We start from the raw sequence: 16,252 nt of genomic DNA, 5'->3' as shown, positions 1-16,252 counted from the left end.
TTTAGGGCAGCCCTATTGCCAGCAACCTGGTGGTCACTCCGCCCGCCTGTTTCAGGGGCAATTTGAATCGTACCCTGACTTCAAGTAGGTCTTGGCCCACTCACGATAGTTATCCGAGAGCGTGTATTTTGAAAGCAGCTCAGGAAGGGAAAGCTCGCTTGCGTGTGTGCCGCTTTGTTCGCGCAGCGCCTCGTAGGTCGCTTTGATTGCGGACAAATAAGGGGCATGCCCATTGACCACGACCCGCACATTGGCGGCACTCAGTTTCTCGACATCGCTCAGGGCCGGATTGCCGTAGTTGATCAGCATGATTGGCACGCTGAGGTGTGCCGTGAGTGCTTCCAGGTGCTGGAAATCCTTAACGCCAACCAGGCAAATCGCATCTGCTCCGGCCTTCTGATAGGCCGCAGTGCGAGCGATGGAGTCTTCCAGCGTGGTAGCGGCCACATTCGTTCTGGCAATGATGCTGAGCGCATCATCCGAACGGGCAAATCGTGCAGCGTAGATCTTGGCTGCGGCTTCTTGCCTTTCGATAAGCACGTTCGACTGCTCGTCGTACTTGGCCGGTAGGTGGGTGTCTTCCAGCGTCAGGGCGGCAACCCCGGCTTTCTGAAGTTCGGTCACTGTTCGCATGACATTAAGTGCGTTACCGAACCCATGATCAGCGTCGCCGATGATTGGGATTTGACTGGCCCGCCCGACTCTAGAAACCTGTTCGACGTACTCATCAAGCGTGAGCAGTGCAATGTCAGGTGCCCCGAGCACTTGAAGCGAGGCGACGGAACCACCTTGGATGGCAACCTCAAAGCCAAGGTCGGATGCCATGCGAACCGAGATAGGATCGAATACGGACGCGGCAAATTTACAGGCGGTTCCGTGAAGTAAGTCACCAAACGTCTTGCGCAATTCATGATGAGATCGCTCGATCATTTTTTCGGCTCCATCCACTTCATTCGCGGTTTTCGTTGGGATCGTCCCGCGTTGAACGAGACCTGGAAATCACGACCGGTCATGGCCATGGTTGATGCGCAAATGACCGGTAAACTGTGCTGATTACTTTTGCGGCAACAGTGCTTTGCGCACTGCTTTTTGGTGTTTCATTGCAGCAATTTCATGCTCGCAGGCTTCGACGTCAAAGGAGTTGTCCCATTTGGCAATGGCGATGGTGCCGATACCGTTGCCGATCAGGTTGGTCACGGCACGCGCTTCGTTGAGGAAGCGGTCGATGCCCAACAGCAGGACAAGGCCTACCAGTGGAATGGAGTGGATGGTCGTGAGCGTTGCCGCAAGGGTTATGAACCCGGCACCCGCCACGCCAGCGGAGCCTTTTGAGGTCAGCAGGAAGACACCCAGCAGAATCATCTGATCCATAAACGTCAGGGGCGTATTGGTTGCCTGTGCGATAAAAATCGCCGCCATGGTGAGGTAAATGCAGGTGCCATCCGCATTGAAGGCATATCCAGTGGGTAGCACCATGCCCACCACTGACTTCTTGCAGCCCAGCTTTTCAAGTTTCACCATCATTCGCGGAAGCACGGCCTCGGTTGAGCAGGTGCCAAGCGTGATGAGAATTTCATCTTTGAAATAACGCAGAAATTGCATAAGCGGCATGCCTGACCATCTAGCAACCGTCCCTAGTACGACCACGATGAAAATCAAGGTCGTGATGTAGAGCGCGACCAGCAACTGGCCGAGTGACAGCAAGGTACCAATGCCGTACTTGCCTATCGTGAACGCCATCCCGGCGCCGGCGCCAATCGGCGCCAGGCGCATAACCATTGCTACGATCTTGAACAGCCCTTGCAGAAACAAGTCGATGGTATTGATCAGCGGTTTGCTGGTTTCACCCATTTGAACGAGGGCGATGCCCATCAATACCGAAATCAAGATGACCTGAAGCATGACGCCATTCGAGAATGCGCCAATGAAGGTGCTCGGGATGATGTTGAGAAAGAAATCGATAGTCCCGCCCTGCTCACTGGCGGCTTGGCTGTACTTGGCGATAGCGCTGGCATCAAGCGTGGTAGCGTTGATATTCATCCCGGCGCCTGGCTTTACGACATTGACCACAATAAGGCCGATGACCAGCGCAATGGTTGAAAGGATTTCAAAATAGAGCAGCGCCTTCACGCCGATCCGCCCGACCTCCTTGATGCTGCCCATCTTGGCGATACCCACCACGACAGTACCGAAAATAATCGGCGCCAACAGCATTTTGATGAGTTTGATAAAGCCATCCGCAAAAGGTTGAAGCTTGGCTCCGAATTGCGGTTCAAAGTGACCGATTGCAGCGCCGATGACGATACCGATCAGCACCTGCACATACAGCTGGCTGTACCAGCGGGACTTGGACATTTCCACGGAAGCACCTCATTTTATTTTTGTGATGGGCATGTGGTTTGGCGTCAATGGATGACGCCTGAGTCTGCGGCCCCTTTAAAAGAAACCGCAGACCGAGGTTGATCAGCCTTCGCCTAACTCGCGCATGACTGCGTACAAGGCGGACTTGGCTTCGAAACCAACACCTGGAATATCCGGCAGGCCGACATAACTATTTTCCACCTTGATTCCGTCGGCGAAGCCGCCGAAAGGCTGGAACACGTCGGGGTAGGATTCGTTGCCGCCCAGGTGCAGGCCGGCTGCGATGTTCAGGGACATCTGGTGGCCACCATGGGGAACCACGCGGCGGGAAGACCAACCCATGTCTTCCATCACTTTCAGGGTGCGCATGTACTCCACCAGCCCGTAGGACAGGGCGCAGTCGAACTGGAGGAAGTCGCGATCAGGGCGCATTCCGCCGTGACGCAGAAGGTTACGGGCATCCTGGTGGGAGAACAGGTTTTCCCCGGTGGCCATGGGCAGCTCATAGTGATTGGCGAGCTCAGCCTGAAGTGCGTAGTCCAGCGGGTCGCCGATCTCCTCGTACCAGAAGAGGTTGTACTGCTTGATGGCTTCCGCGTAAGCAATACCGGTCTGTAGATCGAAACGACCGTTGGCATCGACCGCCAGTCGACGACCGTCACCCACCACTTCAAGCACCGCTTCGATGCGACGAATATCCTCATCCAGCGGTACTGCCCCAATCTTCATTTTGACGACGTCGTAGCCACGATCCAGATAGCTCTGCATTTCTGCTTTGAGCTTGGTCTGGTCTTTACCTGGGTAGTAATACCCACCGGCTGCGTAGACCCAGACCTTGTCATCTGCCACGCCGTTACGGTAGCGGTCAGCCAGCAGGCGATACAGAGGTTTGCCCTCAATCTTGGCGACGGCATCCCATACAGCCATGTCGATGGTGCCAACCGCGACCGAGCGCTCGCCGTGGCCGCCTGGCTTTTCGTTGGTCATCAGGGTTTTCCAGATGGCGAACGGATCCAGGTTGTTGTTTTCATGGTCGACGAGCGTGTCAGGATCAGCTTCCGTGATACGCGCCAGGAAACGATCCCGCATCAGAGCGCCTTGGCCATAGCGGCCATTGGAGTTGAAACCGTAGCCGATGACGGGTTTGCCATCGCGAATCACATCGGTGATGACCGCGACGACCGAGCAGGTCATCTTGGAAAAATCGATATAGGCATTGGCAATTGGGGAGGCAATGGAAACTGTTTTTTCACGGATGTCTACGATACGCATGACGGGCTCCTCTTGTTGTTTGTGGCCCCACGTTATGCTTTGCGATGTCACCCGCCCAATGCTATTAATGCCGGACCCTATGCACAGGAGGCATGGCCCCTTGGAACTCGTTTGGCTTGAAGATCTTTCAGCGCTTGCGGAGTACGGCAGCTTTGTCCGTGCCGCTGAGGCACGCCATGTTACTCAGCCAGCCTTCAGTCGAAGAGTACGCTCACTGGAGAATTGGATGGGCGTCGAGTTGTTTGTGCGCACACCACAAGGCGCAACCCTTACCGAGGCCGGAAGGCAAATTTTGCCCAGTGCTCAGGAAGCGGCCCGACACTTGTACAGGATGCGCAACGAGGCTCAAGAGGTAGCAGGAATCGCCGCCAAGTCGTTGCAATTCGCGGCAACTCATTCGCTGTCGTTTACGTTTTTTCCCAAGTGGCTTCGAAGCTCAGAAAACGGTGCCCCCATTGAGGCAGTGAAACTGCACTCGGACAGCATGGCCGTCTGTGAGCAGATGCTGATACATGGTCAGGTTCAGTTCCTGCTCTGCCACCGCCATCCCGACGTTCCGCCTTTACTGGCGCCTGATCAGTTCACCGGCAAGAAGGTGGGGGAGGACGTCCTCGTTCCGCTTGCGAGTGCTTCCACTCACTTCGGCACCTCACCCGCGGCATTGCCATACCTCGCATACACCCATGAGTCTGGACTGGGACGTATCGTCGCCCACAGGTTGCGTGGCAAGGAAGATTACCTTCACCTCAAGCCGCTTTTCAGCAGCCACCTTGCAGCGGTACTCATGTCCATGGCCCTGGAAAGCAAAGGTGTGGCGTGGCTGCCCAAGAGCCTTACCGAGCAGGAAGTTCTTGATGGGCGCTTAGTCAGAGCGCTCGACGAAAGCTGGGACATACCTCTGGAAATTCATCTGACCCGCCCGAAAGCAATCCTCAGTCAATCTGCTGAAGAGTTTTGGAGCCGGGCGGGTAGTGACCCCCAAGCTCCCACATGACGAGCGCTCAGTTACGCGCAATGCCCAAGCGGGTCTTTATCTTCACGTCGGATGACTGAGCGACGGAGGTTTTCTGGTTCCCGCGGCAGAGTTTAACCAGAGCAGCATTGCGGCGAGAGAGGCGGCGACTATCAGCGTAAGCCACATGATGACCAGCAGGGTGAAGGTGACACTGTTGTTTAACTCACGAAAAATGCCGAAGGCAAAAGCCGTGTACCAAGACACCCCCGAAACTGCACCGGAGGCGAGAAACAAGGCCGCTCTTTTGCGGGATACGCCAAAGAGCAGGGGGCGACTCAGGTCGCGTAGGGCTTCTGGCAGCACAAGCGCGTGGATGATTATTCCGTTGATGGTCAGGACGATCACCACAATGACTTTCGCCCAGAGTTTGGGGTTTTCAAACTTTTCCGGCGACTCCATCGCGTAAAGGGCAAGGAAACCAAGGCCTGAAAGCCACAGGAGGCAGAGTCCAATAGTGACCGCGTCGCTGATGAAGTGAAAGGTGCGTCCGATTTCAACCGGGAGGCTGCCCCGGCGCATCCAACGCAGGATCCAGAGGTCCAGCATCGTCGCCCCACCGAGACCGAAGCACATGCCGAGCAGGTGTATACCTATAAGGAGTGTCAGCACCTTTAGCTGTGGGAGTGGAGCCGGCAATGTAACGCTCAGCGCGAGTGTGTCGGCGAGTAAGTAGCCACTGCCGGACAGCGCAAGCAGGCCGCCTAAAATCATGAAAGACGTGCGTATCTTCATTTATTACGGCCTTGGACGAGTGTTTTTAGTTGGACGCGTGCGCAGTTTGCTTACTGGAACAGGCGGATCAAGCGGCTGCTATCTGCAGCGTTGCTGCAACCAGGAAGATACGTTTCGGGTTAAATGAGGCCAGCGACGCTAGCGTCACATCAGTAGGTTGCACGGGCGTAGACCCTGCTCAGGAAGGGACCGGTGCTTGGGCATCGATCAGGTTCCGGCTCTTGAGCTCCTCCCAAAAGGCTGCCGGGATACCGACCTTCATCGCCTGCACATTGGAAACGATCTGCCCCGGCGTGCGGGCACCCGGAATGATCGCTGACACTTGCGGATGTGCTGCCGCGAACTGCAGGGCGGCAGTATGAATGTCGATGCCATGTCGTTTGGCAACCGCCATGATTCGCGCGCGCTTTTCCACCGCTCCGGCAGGCAGATCCAGACTGAAGTTGTATCGGCTGCGTCCTCCCAGGAATCCATCGTTCAGTGGTGTTCCAACCACAACGCTGGTGCCCTTCCTGCTCAACGCCGGAAAGGTGTTGCGTAACGCATCGCTGTGCTCAAGGAGCGAATACTGGCAGGCAAGCAACACGATGTCGGGAGTCGGGTCATCACCGGCCATTGCCTGGACCACAGCATTCGGCGTATTGACGCCGAAGCCCCATGCCTTGATGAGCCCCTCATCACGCATCTTTTCAAGCTCAACCATCGCCCCTGTGCGCGCAATGCGATACGCCGCTTCCCAACCGCCTTCCAGTTCGCTGTTATCGGGCGAGATGTCATGGATAAACACGATATCGATACGCGGCAGCCCCAGCCGCTGCAGGCTGTCTTCCACGGAACGCCGTGCGCCTGCCGCGGTGTAGTCATACCGGTAGTTGAAGGGCGCGGGTGACTTCCAGATGGCATGGTCCGCGCGGGGGCCACCCGCGGCAGTCAAAACGCGTCCTACCTTGGTGGAGACCACATAGTCGTTCGGATGTTTGCCGTGCAGAAAGCGGCCTACCCGATATTCACTCAAACCAAACCCGTAGAACGGCGACGTGTCGTAAAGCCTTACACCCGCGTCCCAGGCGGCCTGTAGAACCAGGCCCGCCTGCTCGTCGCTGAGCGGCGCAAAGATATTGCCAATCTGTGTCCCGCCCATGCCAAAGCGTTGAGGCGTCATGTATCGCAGGGTAGGCGAGGGTGAATTGAGGGGCAGGCCTGTGCGCACTGGCCGGCCTTCAGTACGCATCACGCTCCCGCGCTCTGTCAGTAAAGAGGGCGCTGGGGCTGCCGAACTGGCGACACTCGAGGCTGGCAGCAAAGCGGCTGCAACAGTACCCACTGCCGAGTAAGTAAGAAAATCTCGTCTGTCCATCCAACGTTCCTTTCGCGACCGAGGTTTCACGGGATCATCGAAGCCGGTATTCGTACTGGAAGTTAGAACAACGAGGGTTGGCCGGGTGACCCTAATACGCCATATTTTTTGCACAATCCTGCCGATGCGCTTGTGTTGGTCACGCACTCTCAGCAGACTCGAACATTCCGTAAACAGGGGCGCATGTAATGACGAGCGGTTCCTTCTCGCAGTTCGGTTCCAGCCATCTGCATTCTCTGGCGTTGCGCGATCCCATACAGCCCAACGAGCGTCTCCAGGCGCTCAGGCGGCTGATCGAAAAAGTCACCCGGCAGATTGGTTTGAACGAGGTCTGCAAAACATCGATTCCAGGTCTGGCCTTTTATCGAATGGCTGACCTGGGTACGCCCACTTACTGCATTTATGAGCCTTGCGTGGCCATCATTCTGCAGGGCGCGAAGGAGATCACGTTCGGTGAGGAGGCCTGTGAGTTCGGGCAGGGGGCGTTCTTCGTCACGTCGGTCGACATCCCCACACTGGCCCGTGTTACCGCTGCCAGCGAGGAAACCCCCTATTTATCCGTCGTGTTGAAGCTCAACCTTTCCATGCTCAACGAGGTGATCCAGACCTTGGAACCGCCTGCGCAGGAAATGGCTACTGAAGCGCGGGGCTTCGTATCCGGTGCGGCGTCGAGTGAGATGCTCGACGCATTCGCTCGACTCGCTACGCTGATCGAACGGCCGCTTGAAGCAGGCTTGATGTCGGATCTGATCAAGCGGGAAATATGCGTTCGGCTATTGCTAAGTAGTGCAGGGCACTGGCTGCGCAGCGTCACCCGCGACGGTTATCGAGACAAGGGCATCGTAAGAGCCATTGAATGGCTGAAACATCACTACGACAAACCGCTGCACGTGGCCGATCTCGCCGAACGATCAGGAATGGCCAGCTCTACGCTGCATCACAGTTTTCGCAAGCTGACAGGCACCAGCCCTGTTCAGTATCAAAAGGCGTTACGGCTGCAAGCCGCACGCAGCCTGATGTTGACCGATCGTGTTGACGTGAACACCGCCGCGTTGCGCGTCGGCTATGAAAGTGTCGCTCAATTCAGCCGTGAATATGCCCGGCGTTTCGGAGCCCCGCCCTCGAGAGACATCAAGCACGTACGGGAGCAGGGCGGACTGCTCGACTAGCGACGCTTCAAAGAGGAATGTGGGTGGTCGACAAGACCTGACGCAAGCCCATGAACGATCGAATCTGGCGAACCCCAGGCAGGTAAAGCAACTGTTCCGCGTGGAGCCGGTTGAAACTGTTGCTGTCCTTGGTTCGTATCAACATGAAGTAGTCGAACTCCCCCGTCACCACATGGCACTCCATGCAGCCGGACACTTTTTGTGCGGCTGCCTCGAATGCGGCGAAGGATTCCGGTGTGGAGCGGTCCAGCACCACGCCGATCAACACCACCATCCCCGCATCCAGCGCGACATTGTCGAGCAGCGCGACTATGCCTTTGATCAGGCCGACTTGCTTGAGCCGCTCGACGCGCCTGAGGCACGCCGGTGCACTCAATTTCACCTTCTCTGCCAGCGCCACATTGGAGATGGAGGCATCTCGCTGCAGGGCCTTGAGAATGGCGCGGTCGGTTCGATCCAGCGGCTGCGGCACCGGGGCCGATACACTTGGCTTCTTGCGAGTGTTTATTGCGTTCATGACTGTTTATTCGCAATTAAAGTATGTTCGATATTTATAGCGAGAAATTATAGTTCTTTAAGTGGTAGAAGTTTGCAACACATCTTTTTGGAAATCTTCTTAATATTGAACTCATCGAAGCCCGCCTGAAAGAACCTGGAAGGCAACCTTTGCCTTTCGGTCTGGCGCTTTGATGTCCAGTAATCAAGGAGCAGCGTCATGAACCTGAATCGTTTTAAACGTTATCCGTTGACCTTCGGTCCTTCTCCCATCACGCCCTTGAAGCGCCTCAGTGAACACCTGGGTGGCAAGGTCGAGCTGTATGCCAAACGTGAAGACTGCAACAGTGGCCTGGCCTTCGGCGGGAACAAAACGCGCAAGCTCGAATATTTGATTCCCGAAGCGCTCGAGCAAGGCTGCGATACCTTGGTTTCCATCGGCGGCATCCAGTCGAACCAGACCCGCCAGGTGGCCGCCGTTGCCGCTCACCTGGGCATGAAGTGCGTGCTGGTGCAGGAAAACTGGGTGAACTACTCCGATGCGGTATATGACCGCGTTGGCAATATCGAAATGTCTCGCATCATGGGCGCCGAGGTACGACTGGACGCCGCCGGGTTCGATATCGGCATTCGGCCCAGTTGGGAGAAGGCCATGGACGATGTGGTGGCGCGGGGTGGCAAGCCGTTCCCGATACCGGCGGGTTGTTCCGAACACCCCTACGGCGGCCTTGGGTTCGTCGGCTTTGCCGAGGAAGTGCGAGAGCAGGAAAAACAACTGGGGTTCACGTTCGACTACATCGTGGTCTGCTCTGTGACCGGCAGTACCCAGGCCGGCATGGTCGTCGGTTTCGCCGCGGACGGCCGTTCGAAGAACGTTATCGGCATTGATGCCTCGGCCAAGCCGGAGCAAACCAAGGCGCAGATCCTGCGTATCGCCCGGCACACCGCAGAGTTGGTGGAACTGGGCCGTGAGATCACCGAAGACGACGTGGTGCTCGATACACGTTTTGCCTACCCGGAATACGGTTTGCCCAACGAAGGCACGCTGGAAGCCATTCGTTTGTGCGGGAGCCTGGAAGGTGTGCTGACCGATCCGGTGTACGAAGGCAAATCCATGCACGGGATGATTGAAATGGTCCGCCGTGGTGAGTTTCCCGAAGGCTCCAAAGTGCTGTATGCGCACTTGGGTGGGGCGCCTGCGCTGAATGCCTACAGCTTCCTGTTTCGCAACGGCTGATTAACGCCAAAAAACCAGGGAGCTCACGAAGCGATGGGTGAGTCGGCATCAATATTGAATGTCACGACCCCATCGTCGAATCGCCACCCGGAGCACGTTGCTCCTATCCAACCGCCGGAAGTACCGCCATGCATGCGATAACGCAATCTGCAGTCTGGATCAAGGAGCCTTCGGCGGATGCCGGAGTAGTGATCGTTACCAGCGCCGCGTTGCCCCCGTACATGATCGACAAGCTGCATGTGGCGATAGATGAGTGGGACCAGGTGGCTTATCTAGCCATCAAACAGTCCGAGGCGTTGAGGCTCGACTGGTTGCAGGTCGGGTCCAGCCCGGAGCCGTCCGACGGGGCCTACGCGTGCCATGCCAGCCAACTGTTGCGCGGCGTCTCCCACGGCAGCTTTTTACTGGATGTCGAAACTGGCACGGATTGCGGCATGACGTGGCTGGGGTCCGTCTTTGGTCATCCGCTGCGCGTGGTCGAGCTTGGAGAAGTAGCCTCCTCCACTGCACAGATGGATCAACAGGTGGAGGTTGTGTTAGCGGCGACCCGAAGCCTGGCGAAAAGCGTGTTGCAGGCACGCGGCGTCATTTAACCAATGACCTGGTCCATTCGCCTGTTGGAACCATAAAGGCATCGCTTATGAGCCAAGCTGTCGATTGTCGTCCCAACGCAATGAGGTGGATGCGCGAGCCATCAAGTTGCACGCGCATCGTGGTCATCGTGTGCGGACTTGATAGCGCTCATATTGACTTGATTCATCAAGGGTTCAGCTGTTTTGACAATGTTGCGCTGCTCCATGTCGATGCGGTGGACACCGTCCCTGGCAAGCACGTTGATGTGCAAGTGGCCAGGAGTGACTGTTCTTTTGTCGTGCTCGGTGAACTGGATGAACGTGTATTGCATAGCCTTTCCATGGGTAAGCGATGCCTCTACTCCATAGCGCCAGACGTGTCGGCCGAATGTTCGGTGATTGCAGCAGTAGAACAGGTCAAAAACTTCGCCCGAGTGAGCTATTCCCGTCACCTTGAAACGATACCCGACAGCGCCGGGAGCTGCCTGTGAACCTGTCGGGGACCACACGTAGAAAACCATGGCCTCAAACGCTGTCGCCGACCGCCAGAATGGTCGCCACCAGGGCCAGGGCGCGAGGTACCAGGGTGTCCAGCTCCAGGTATTCACGATCGGTGTGGACCTTGCCACCCACCGGGCCGAGCCCGCACAGGGTTGGAACGCCCAGGCTGGCGGTAAAGCCGGAGTCGGCGCAACCGCCGGTGAATTCGCCTTCGACGCTGAAACCCAATGCCAGTGCTTTTTGTTGATAGAGGTGCAGCAGTCGTTCGCTGTGGCGTGCTTCCATCGGTAGAAAGGTCGTCGCTTCCTTGAGGACGGCGCGGGTGCCGATCAGTTCTTCTTCGGCGACGATGGCCTGGATTGCGCTGAAGATCCGATCCCAGTGCTTGAGTTCGATGAAGCGCACGTCCAGCCGCGCACAGGCGCTGGGCGCGACGGTGTTGCTCGACGTACCACCGGATATCAGCCCAACGTTAGTGGTGATGCCGGCCGGGTAATCGGTCAAGGCATGCAGCTTGACGATCTTGTGTGCCAGGGCCTCGATGGCGCTGGCCCCGTCGGCATGGTTGACCCCGGCATGCGCCGCGCGGCCGCTGACTTCGATGATCAGCGTGGCCCCGCCTTTGCGTGCGCTGACCACGTTGCCGCTGGCCCGGCCGGGTTCGGTATTGAGCACGGCGCGGGCGGCACGGGCGGCGTTTTCGATATGGGGCCTGGCGCTGCCGGAGCCGATTTCTTCGTCGCCGGTGTACAGGACCTGCACCGGATAGGGCAACCGGCCGGCGCGCTTGAGTGCTTTGAGCGCGAAGCAATTGAGCACCAGGCCGCCTTTCATGTCGGCGACGCCGGGGCCATAGGCGAGGTTGGCGTCGCGGCTGTAGCCGCGAGTCGTGGTGGTGCCCTTGGGGAAGACCGTGTCGCGATGGCCCAGCAACAGCACCGGTTTTCCAGAATCGCCTGGCACTTCGGCGAGCAGCACGTCACCAAAACCCTCGACCGGGATGCGCTTGAGCAGGATGCCGTCGGCCTCCAGTTCAGCCGCGAGCAGCGCGCCCACGGCGTCGACACCCGCCTTGTCATAGCTGTTGGAGTCGGTGTCGACGATGCGCCGCAGCAGTGCTTCCATGGCTGGGCGCTGGTCGGCTAGCCAGTCCAGGGCCTGTTGTGGCGTGGCGCTCATTGCGCCTGCTCCCGTAACTGATGTTCCCGGGTCAGGCGTGCCGCATCGTTGCCCAGGTCCCAGAACAGCCCGGCCATGATTTGCAGGCTTTCCTTGACCACCGGCGCCAGCAAGTGTTCGTTCGGCGCATGTTGTGAACAGGCCGGGTACGAGTGCGGCACCCACAATGTCGGCAGGCCCAGCACGTCCGCGAACACGTCGTTGGGCAGCGAACCACCGAGGTTTGGCAGCAGCGCAGGTTTTTTGCCGGTGGTCTGTGCCAGGGAGCCGAGCGCCCAATCGACCCAAGGGCTCTGCGGGTCCAGCCGAGTGGCATGCATCACATCGATGCGGCTTTGCTTGACCTCGACATTGCTGAAGCCATGCGCATCCAGGTGGGTACGTACCGCCGGGATAAAGGTCGTGTAGTCGCTGTCGACCACGAAGCGGATATGGCAGTGGGCGTTAGCCTTGCCGGGAATCGCATGCACCGGGGCGTCTGGGTTGCCGGTCTTGAAGGCGATGACGTCGAGGGTGTTCCAGCCGAACACCTTTTCGCTCAGCGAAAGCGCCGGGTTACCCCAGTTGGCGTCGATGTCCGGATCGCCCGGTCCGCCACCCACGGCAATATCGGCCAGCGCCTGCCGAACCGGCTCCGGCAGTGTCTCGGGCATCAGGCCCGCCACTTTCACCCGACCGTGTTCATCGACCATGCTCGCGATGGCATTGGCCAGGATGATGCCGGGATTGGCCAGCAACCCGCCCCAGTTGCCGGAGTGGTGGGCGCCTTCACGTAAATTGACCACCAGCTCGAAGTTGAATACCCCGCGCGAGCCGAGAAAAATCGTCGGGCGTGATGCCGCCAGGCGCGGGCCGTCCGAGGCGATGAAAATATCCGCCGCAAGCTCTTTGCTGTGCGCGGCACAGAATGCGTTCAAGCCCGGCGAGCCTTCTTCTTCGCCCATTTCCAGCAGCAGCTTGACATTGAAACCCAGTTGGCCATCGCGCGCCTTGAGCGTTTGTTCCAGCGCGGTCAGGTTGATCAGGTGCTGGCCTTTGTTATCCGCCGTGCCGCGGCCGTACCAGCGATCGCCTTCGGCAATGACGTGCCACGGCGACAGGCCTTCGCGCCATTGCGCCTCATAGCCGCGCACCACATCACCGTGGCCGTAGCTGAGCACGGTCGGCAGGTCCGGGTGTTCAATGCGCGTGGCGATCATGAAGGGGCCGCGCTCGGCCACTGGGTTGTCATAGATCTTGACGCTGAAACCCATCGCCTCGACATGTGGGGTGATGAACTCATTGAGGTAGCGATACAGCTCGGGCTGGCTGTCCGCTGCCTGGCTTTCGGTGTGCAAGGCGACGCTGCGTTGGAGCAGATTGAAAAACTCGCCATTGTCGAATTGTGCTGTGGTGTTGCTGATAGCCAGTGAACGACTCATGAGTGGACAAGCTCCAGTGTTTGGGCAGAAGTGTCGTGAAGGTGGCAACGCACGTTGCCGCCGATAAGCGGACCATTGGCCGGGTAGGCCGTTTTGCAGGGGGCGAGGCAGCTCGGGCAGCGCGGATGGAAAGCGCAGCCGGACGGCGGTGACATGGGGTTGGGGAAGGTGCCGTGCAGGCCGATCTCGGGAATGCCCAGGCGCGGATCGGGCGTGAGCACCGAATCCAGCAAGGCGCGGGTATATGGGTGACCGGGCTCCGCGAACAACGATTCGCGCGTGCGTTCTTCGACGATGCGCCCCAGGTACATCACGGCGACCCGGTCGGCGAGGTGTTCGATGACCGCCAGGTTATGGCTGATCAGCAGATAGGTCAGGCCGAATTCACGCTTGAGGTCCTGCAGCAGATTGAGAATCTGCGCCTGCACCGACACATCCAGCGCTGAGGTGGGCTCGTCGCAGATCAACAAGTCAGGGCGCATGATCAGCGCCCGGGCAATCGCCACCCGCTGGCGTTGCCCGCCGGACAGCTGGCTCGGGTAGCTGTCGATCACCCGTTTGGGCAGGCCGACCACATCAAGCATCGCTTCGGTCTTCCTGCGGCGCTCGGCGGTGCTGCCGATGGCATGCACGATCAGCGGCAGGGTAACGATTTCGCGCAGGGTCTTGCGTGGATTCAGCGAGGAATACGGGTCCTGGAAAATCGGCTGGATATGCCGGGACATTGCCTTGCGATCAGTCGCCGCCAGGTGTTTGCCATTGACCAACACGTCGCCGCTGGTGGGCGGCAACAGACCGAGCAGCATCTTGGCCAGGGTACTTTTGCCGCAACCGGACTCGCCCACCAGACCGAGGGTCTCGCCACGCATCAGGCGCAGGGAAATACCATCCACGGCCTTCAGGGTGGCGGCGGGTTTGAAAAAGCCCTGGTTGATCCGAAACTCACGGCGGATGTCACACAGCTCCAAAGCGATATCTTTTTTCATGACCTTGCACGCTCCTGAAGGCGAATCGGTGCCGGGGCCGGGGCGGCGAACAGGCAGCGCGCCATGTGCCCGTCCTGTTCGACTTCGGGGATGTTTTGCGCGCAGGCCGGGATCGCCTGACTGCAACGATTGCGGAACGCACACCCTTGCTGTTCGCCGACCAGACTCGGCACCAGGCCTGGAATCGAACCCAGCGCCTCACCCGGTTTGGTCCGGCCAGGGATTGGAATACTCGCCAGCAGACCCCGGGTGTACGGATGCTGCGGATTCTCGAACAGTTGCAGGGCAGGGGCGGTTTCGACGATTTCCCCGGCATACATCACGGCGACCCGGTCGGCGATCCGTGCCACCAGCCCAAGGTCGTGGGTGATGAAGATCACCGCCAGGCCGAGTTCTTTCTGAATGTCGCGGATCAAGCGCAGGATCTGCGCTTGAATGGTCACGTCCAGCGCCGTGGTGGGCTCATCAGCGATGATCAGGTCCGGTTCGCACATCAATGCCATGGCGATGATCACCCGCTGGCGCAGCCCGCCGGAAAGTTGATGCGGATACTGGCGCAAGCGCTCGGTGGCATTGCTGATCCCGACCTTCTCCAGCATCTGCGCGGCGCGCGCCAGGGCCTCCTTGCGTGAGACCTTGCGATGCTGGGTCAGTACCTCGCTGAGTTGATCGCCAATGCTGTAGGCCGGGTTCAGCGAGGTCATCGGCTCCTGGAAGATCATCGCCAGGCGGTTGCCGCGCAGGTCGCACATGCGCCGCTCGCTCTGGCCGAGCATGTCGATGCCGTCCAGCGTCAGCCGGGACGCGGTGCGTTTGGCCTTGCGTGGCAACAGGTCCATCAACGCCAGCGAGGTCAGGGATTTGCCGCAGCCGGATTCCCCGACGATGCACAGCATTTCACCGCGCTCGACTTCAAAACTCAGGCCGCGTACGGCATGCAGCATGTCATCCGGCGTCGGGCTGTTGCCCATGGGGATGTCCACGCGCAGGTTTTCTACATGGAGTAGTGCCATGTTCGGTTCCCTCTATCAGTTACGGCGGTCTATCAGTTACGGCCGTCGGGCAGGATCAGATCGCGCAGGCCATCGCCGACGAGGTTGATGCCCAGCACCAGAATCATCAGGGCGACGCCGGGAATGGCGATAACCCACGGGGAAAAGAACATGTAGGGTTTGCCTTCCGCGATCATCAGGCCCCAGGACGGCGTCGGTGGCTGCACGCCAACCCCGAGGAACGAGAGGGCCGACTCCAGCAGGATCGCGTGGGCCATTTCCAGCGTCGCGACGACGATCAGTGCGCCGACCAGATTGGGCAGGATTTCACTCACCAGAATGCGCAGGGTCGAGCAGCCGAGCGCCTGGGCCGACGCCACATATTCAGCATCGCGAATCTGTTGCACCGAGGCCCTGACCACCACCGCGAAGCGATCCCATAACAGGCAGCCGAGCAGCACGATCACCACTTTCAGTGAGCCGCCCATCAACGAGGCCGAGGCCAGCGCGACCATCACCACCGGCATCGCCAGCCGGGTGGTGATCAGGTAGCTGATAAACCCATCGACCTTGCCGCCGTAGTAGCCCGCCAACAGCCCCATGAGCGTGCCGATAAAGCCGGAAATCAGCGCCGCTGCAATGCCGATGAACAGCGAAATACGTGCGCCGTAGAGCAGCCTCGACAGGTAGTCACGGCCCAGCTTGTCGGTGCCGAGCACGTATTCCCAGGTGCCGTTGGCCATCCATACCGGCGGTTTCATGCGCAGCATCACGTCTTGCGCATAAGGGTCGTAAGGTGCCAGCCACGGCGCGAACAGTGCACCTGCGAAGATAATCAGCAACAACACCGCGCCGATGGCGAAACCCCGATGACGCAAGCTCTTGCCAAGCACTCGGCTCAGGCTGCTCGGTGGTGGCAGGTAGTCATTGATCGCGAGGGTAGTGGGGGTGCTCATGTAGGCC

At 58.9% G+C, this 16,252-nt stretch carries 16 protein-coding genes; 5 read left to right on the top strand and 11 right to left on the bottom strand.

Annotated features, from left to right (window positions below):
* Positions 1-51: 51 nt before the first annotated feature.
* The 3 genes from PspCFBP13509_RS23495 to PspCFBP13509_RS23485 form a co-directional block, all read right to left on the bottom strand.
* The gene (locus tag PspCFBP13509_RS23495; protein WP_027603414.1) at positions 52-930 is read right to left on the bottom strand and encodes an isocitrate lyase/PEP mutase family protein; all 879 of its coding nucleotides are present in this window, start codon (positions 928-930) and stop codon (positions 52-54) included.
* A gap of 123 nt (positions 931-1,053) precedes the next feature.
* On the bottom strand, positions 1,054-2,361 hold the full coding sequence (dctA, locus tag PspCFBP13509_RS23490) for a C4-dicarboxylate transporter DctA (protein WP_027603415.1): 1,308 nt from the start codon (positions 2,359-2,361) through the stop codon (positions 1,054-1,056).
* A 102-nt stretch (positions 2,362-2,463) separates the two neighbouring features.
* Positions 2,464-3,633: a mandelate racemase/muconate lactonizing enzyme family protein gene (locus PspCFBP13509_RS23485; RefSeq protein ID WP_065939592.1), complete on the bottom strand. Its 1,170-nt coding sequence runs from the start codon at positions 3,631-3,633 to the stop codon at positions 2,464-2,466.
* A 100-nt stretch (positions 3,634-3,733) separates the two neighbouring features.
* Here PspCFBP13509_RS23485 and PspCFBP13509_RS23480 point away from each other — a divergent pair, with 100 nt between their 5' ends.
* Positions 3,734-4,627, top strand: a complete 894-nt coding sequence (locus tag PspCFBP13509_RS23480; RefSeq protein ID WP_027603417.1) for a LysR family transcriptional regulator — start codon at positions 3,734-3,736, stop codon at positions 4,625-4,627.
* A gap of 42 nt (positions 4,628-4,669) precedes the next feature.
* Here the strand turns inward: PspCFBP13509_RS23480 and PspCFBP13509_RS23475 are convergent, their stop codons facing one another.
* Entirely contained in the window at positions 4,670-5,380 is a 711-nt protein-coding gene (locus PspCFBP13509_RS23475; protein WP_170252189.1) for a hypothetical protein, read from the bottom strand.
* Positions 5,381-5,558: 178 nt separating this feature from the next.
* On the bottom strand, positions 5,559-6,737 hold the full coding sequence (locus PspCFBP13509_RS23470; protein WP_065926114.1) for an aldo/keto reductase: 1,179 nt from the start codon (positions 6,735-6,737) through the stop codon (positions 5,559-5,561).
* Between the two features lie 188 nt (positions 6,738-6,925).
* Between PspCFBP13509_RS23470 and PspCFBP13509_RS23465 the strand changes: the two genes are divergently transcribed.
* Positions 6,926-7,906 carry an AraC family transcriptional regulator gene (locus tag PspCFBP13509_RS23465; protein WP_161985737.1) on the top strand — a complete coding sequence of 327 codons (981 nt, stop codon included), beginning with the start codon at positions 6,926-6,928 and terminating at the stop codon, positions 7,904-7,906.
* Between the two features lie 7 nt (positions 7,907-7,913).
* On the opposite strand, the gene PspCFBP13509_RS23460 is transcribed toward PspCFBP13509_RS23465, so the two are convergent.
* Positions 7,914-8,423 carry an Lrp/AsnC family transcriptional regulator gene (locus PspCFBP13509_RS23460; RefSeq protein ID WP_065926116.1) on the bottom strand — a complete coding sequence of 170 codons (510 nt, stop codon included), beginning with the start codon at positions 8,421-8,423 and terminating at the stop codon, positions 7,914-7,916.
* A 198-nt stretch (positions 8,424-8,621) separates the two neighbouring features.
* Between PspCFBP13509_RS23460 and PspCFBP13509_RS23455 the strand changes: the two genes are divergently transcribed.
* The 3 genes from PspCFBP13509_RS23455 to PspCFBP13509_RS23445 all read left to right on the top strand — a co-directional run bounded on the left by PspCFBP13509_RS23455 (position 8,622) and on the right by PspCFBP13509_RS23445 (position 10,701).
* Positions 8,622-9,638, top strand: coding sequence for a 1-aminocyclopropane-1-carboxylate deaminase (locus PspCFBP13509_RS23455; RefSeq protein ID WP_065926117.1), 1,017 nt, complete (start codon positions 8,622-8,624; stop codon positions 9,636-9,638).
* A 128-nt stretch (positions 9,639-9,766) separates the two neighbouring features.
* Entirely contained in the window at positions 9,767-10,231 is a 465-nt protein-coding gene (locus PspCFBP13509_RS23450; RefSeq protein ID WP_065947787.1) for a transketolase, read from the top strand.
* Between the two features lie 47 nt (positions 10,232-10,278).
* The gene (locus PspCFBP13509_RS23445) at positions 10,279-10,701 is read left to right on the top strand and encodes a hypothetical protein (protein WP_137212770.1); all 423 of its coding nucleotides are present in this window, start codon (positions 10,279-10,281) and stop codon (positions 10,699-10,701) included.
* A 34-nt stretch (positions 10,702-10,735) separates the two neighbouring features.
* On the opposite strand, the gene PspCFBP13509_RS23440 is transcribed toward PspCFBP13509_RS23445, so the two are convergent.
* From PspCFBP13509_RS23440 to PspCFBP13509_RS23420, 5 genes are read right to left on the bottom strand one after another with little or no spacing between them, the layout of a single operon-like run.
* Positions 10,736-11,890, bottom strand: coding sequence for a M20 family metallopeptidase (locus tag PspCFBP13509_RS23440; RefSeq protein WP_137212769.1), 1,155 nt, complete (start codon positions 11,888-11,890; stop codon positions 10,736-10,738).
* On the bottom strand, positions 11,887-13,311 hold the full coding sequence (locus PspCFBP13509_RS23435) for a M20 family metallopeptidase (RefSeq protein ID WP_065939601.1): 1,425 nt from the start codon (positions 13,309-13,311) through the stop codon (positions 11,887-11,889). Before PspCFBP13509_RS23435 ends, PspCFBP13509_RS23440 begins: the two co-directional genes overlap by 4 nt.
* A complete protein-coding gene (locus PspCFBP13509_RS23430; RefSeq protein WP_137212768.1) occupies positions 13,308-14,297 on the bottom strand; it encodes an ABC transporter ATP-binding protein in 990 nt (329 codons plus the stop codon). Before PspCFBP13509_RS23430 ends, PspCFBP13509_RS23435 begins: the two co-directional genes overlap by 4 nt.
* Positions 14,294-15,310 carry an ABC transporter ATP-binding protein gene (locus tag PspCFBP13509_RS23425; protein ID WP_065926123.1) on the bottom strand — a complete coding sequence of 339 codons (1,017 nt, stop codon included), beginning with the start codon at positions 15,308-15,310 and terminating at the stop codon, positions 14,294-14,296. The genes PspCFBP13509_RS23430 and PspCFBP13509_RS23425 overlap by 4 nt, the downstream gene beginning before the upstream one ends.
* Positions 15,311-15,342: 32 nt before the next feature.
* A complete protein-coding gene (locus tag PspCFBP13509_RS23420) occupies positions 15,343-16,245 on the bottom strand; it encodes an ABC transporter permease (protein ID WP_065926124.1) in 903 nt (300 codons plus the stop codon).
* Positions 16,246-16,252: the final 7 nt, after the last annotated feature.

This window comes from Pseudomonas sp. CFBP13509 (assembly GCF_005233485.1).
GTDB lineage: Bacteria > Pseudomonadota > Gammaproteobacteria > Pseudomonadales > Pseudomonadaceae > Aquipseudomonas > Aquipseudomonas marginalis.
Note: the sequence above shows the minus strand (reverse complement) of the source record. Positions and strands in the feature narration are given on the sequence as shown.

What these genes read in the sequence shown, in the direction of transcription:
- PspCFBP13509_RS23430 (WP_137212768.1), bottom strand. Translation starts at nt 14,297, where the DNA reads ATGAAAAAAGATATCGCTTTGGAGCTGTGTGACATCCGCCGTGAGTTT.
- PspCFBP13509_RS23470 (WP_065926114.1), bottom strand. Translation starts at nt 6,737, where the DNA reads ATGGACAGACGAGATTTTCTTACTTACTCGGCAGTGGGTACTGTTGCA.
- PspCFBP13509_RS23450 (WP_065947787.1), top strand. Translation starts at nt 9,767, where the DNA reads ATGCATGCGATAACGCAATCTGCAGTCTGGATCAAGGAGCCTTCGGCG.
- PspCFBP13509_RS23440 (WP_137212769.1), bottom strand. Translation starts at nt 11,890, where the DNA reads ATGAGCGCCACGCCACAACAGGCCCTGGACTGGCTAGCCGACCAGCGC.
- PspCFBP13509_RS23420 (WP_065926124.1), bottom strand. Translation starts at nt 16,245, where the DNA reads ATGAGCACCCCCACTACCCTCGCGATCAATGACTACCTGCCACCACCG.
- PspCFBP13509_RS23495 (WP_027603414.1), bottom strand. Translation starts at nt 930, where the DNA reads ATGATCGAGCGATCTCATCATGAATTGCGCAAGACGTTTGGTGACTTA.
- PspCFBP13509_RS23425 (WP_065926123.1), bottom strand. Translation starts at nt 15,310, where the DNA reads ATGGCACTACTCCATGTAGAAAACCTGCGCGTGGACATCCCCATGGGC.
- PspCFBP13509_RS23435 (WP_065939601.1), bottom strand. Translation starts at nt 13,311, where the DNA reads ATGAGTCGTTCACTGGCTATCAGCAACACCACAGCACAATTCGACAAT.
- PspCFBP13509_RS23445 (WP_137212770.1), top strand. Translation starts at nt 10,279, where the DNA reads ATGAGCCAAGCTGTCGATTGTCGTCCCAACGCAATGAGGTGGATGCGC.
- PspCFBP13509_RS23455 (WP_065926117.1), top strand. Translation starts at nt 8,622, where the DNA reads ATGAACCTGAATCGTTTTAAACGTTATCCGTTGACCTTCGGTCCTTCT.
- PspCFBP13509_RS23465 (WP_161985737.1), top strand. Translation starts at nt 6,926, where the DNA reads ATGACGAGCGGTTCCTTCTCGCAGTTCGGTTCCAGCCATCTGCATTCT.
- PspCFBP13509_RS23460 (WP_065926116.1), bottom strand. Translation starts at nt 8,423, where the DNA reads ATGAACGCAATAAACACTCGCAAGAAGCCAAGTGTATCGGCCCCGGTG.
- PspCFBP13509_RS23485 (WP_065939592.1), bottom strand. Translation starts at nt 3,633, where the DNA reads ATGCGTATCGTAGACATCCGTGAAAAAACAGTTTCCATTGCCTCCCCA.
- PspCFBP13509_RS23475 (WP_170252189.1), bottom strand. Translation starts at nt 5,380, where the DNA reads ATGAAGATACGCACGTCTTTCATGATTTTAGGCGGCCTGCTTGCGCTG.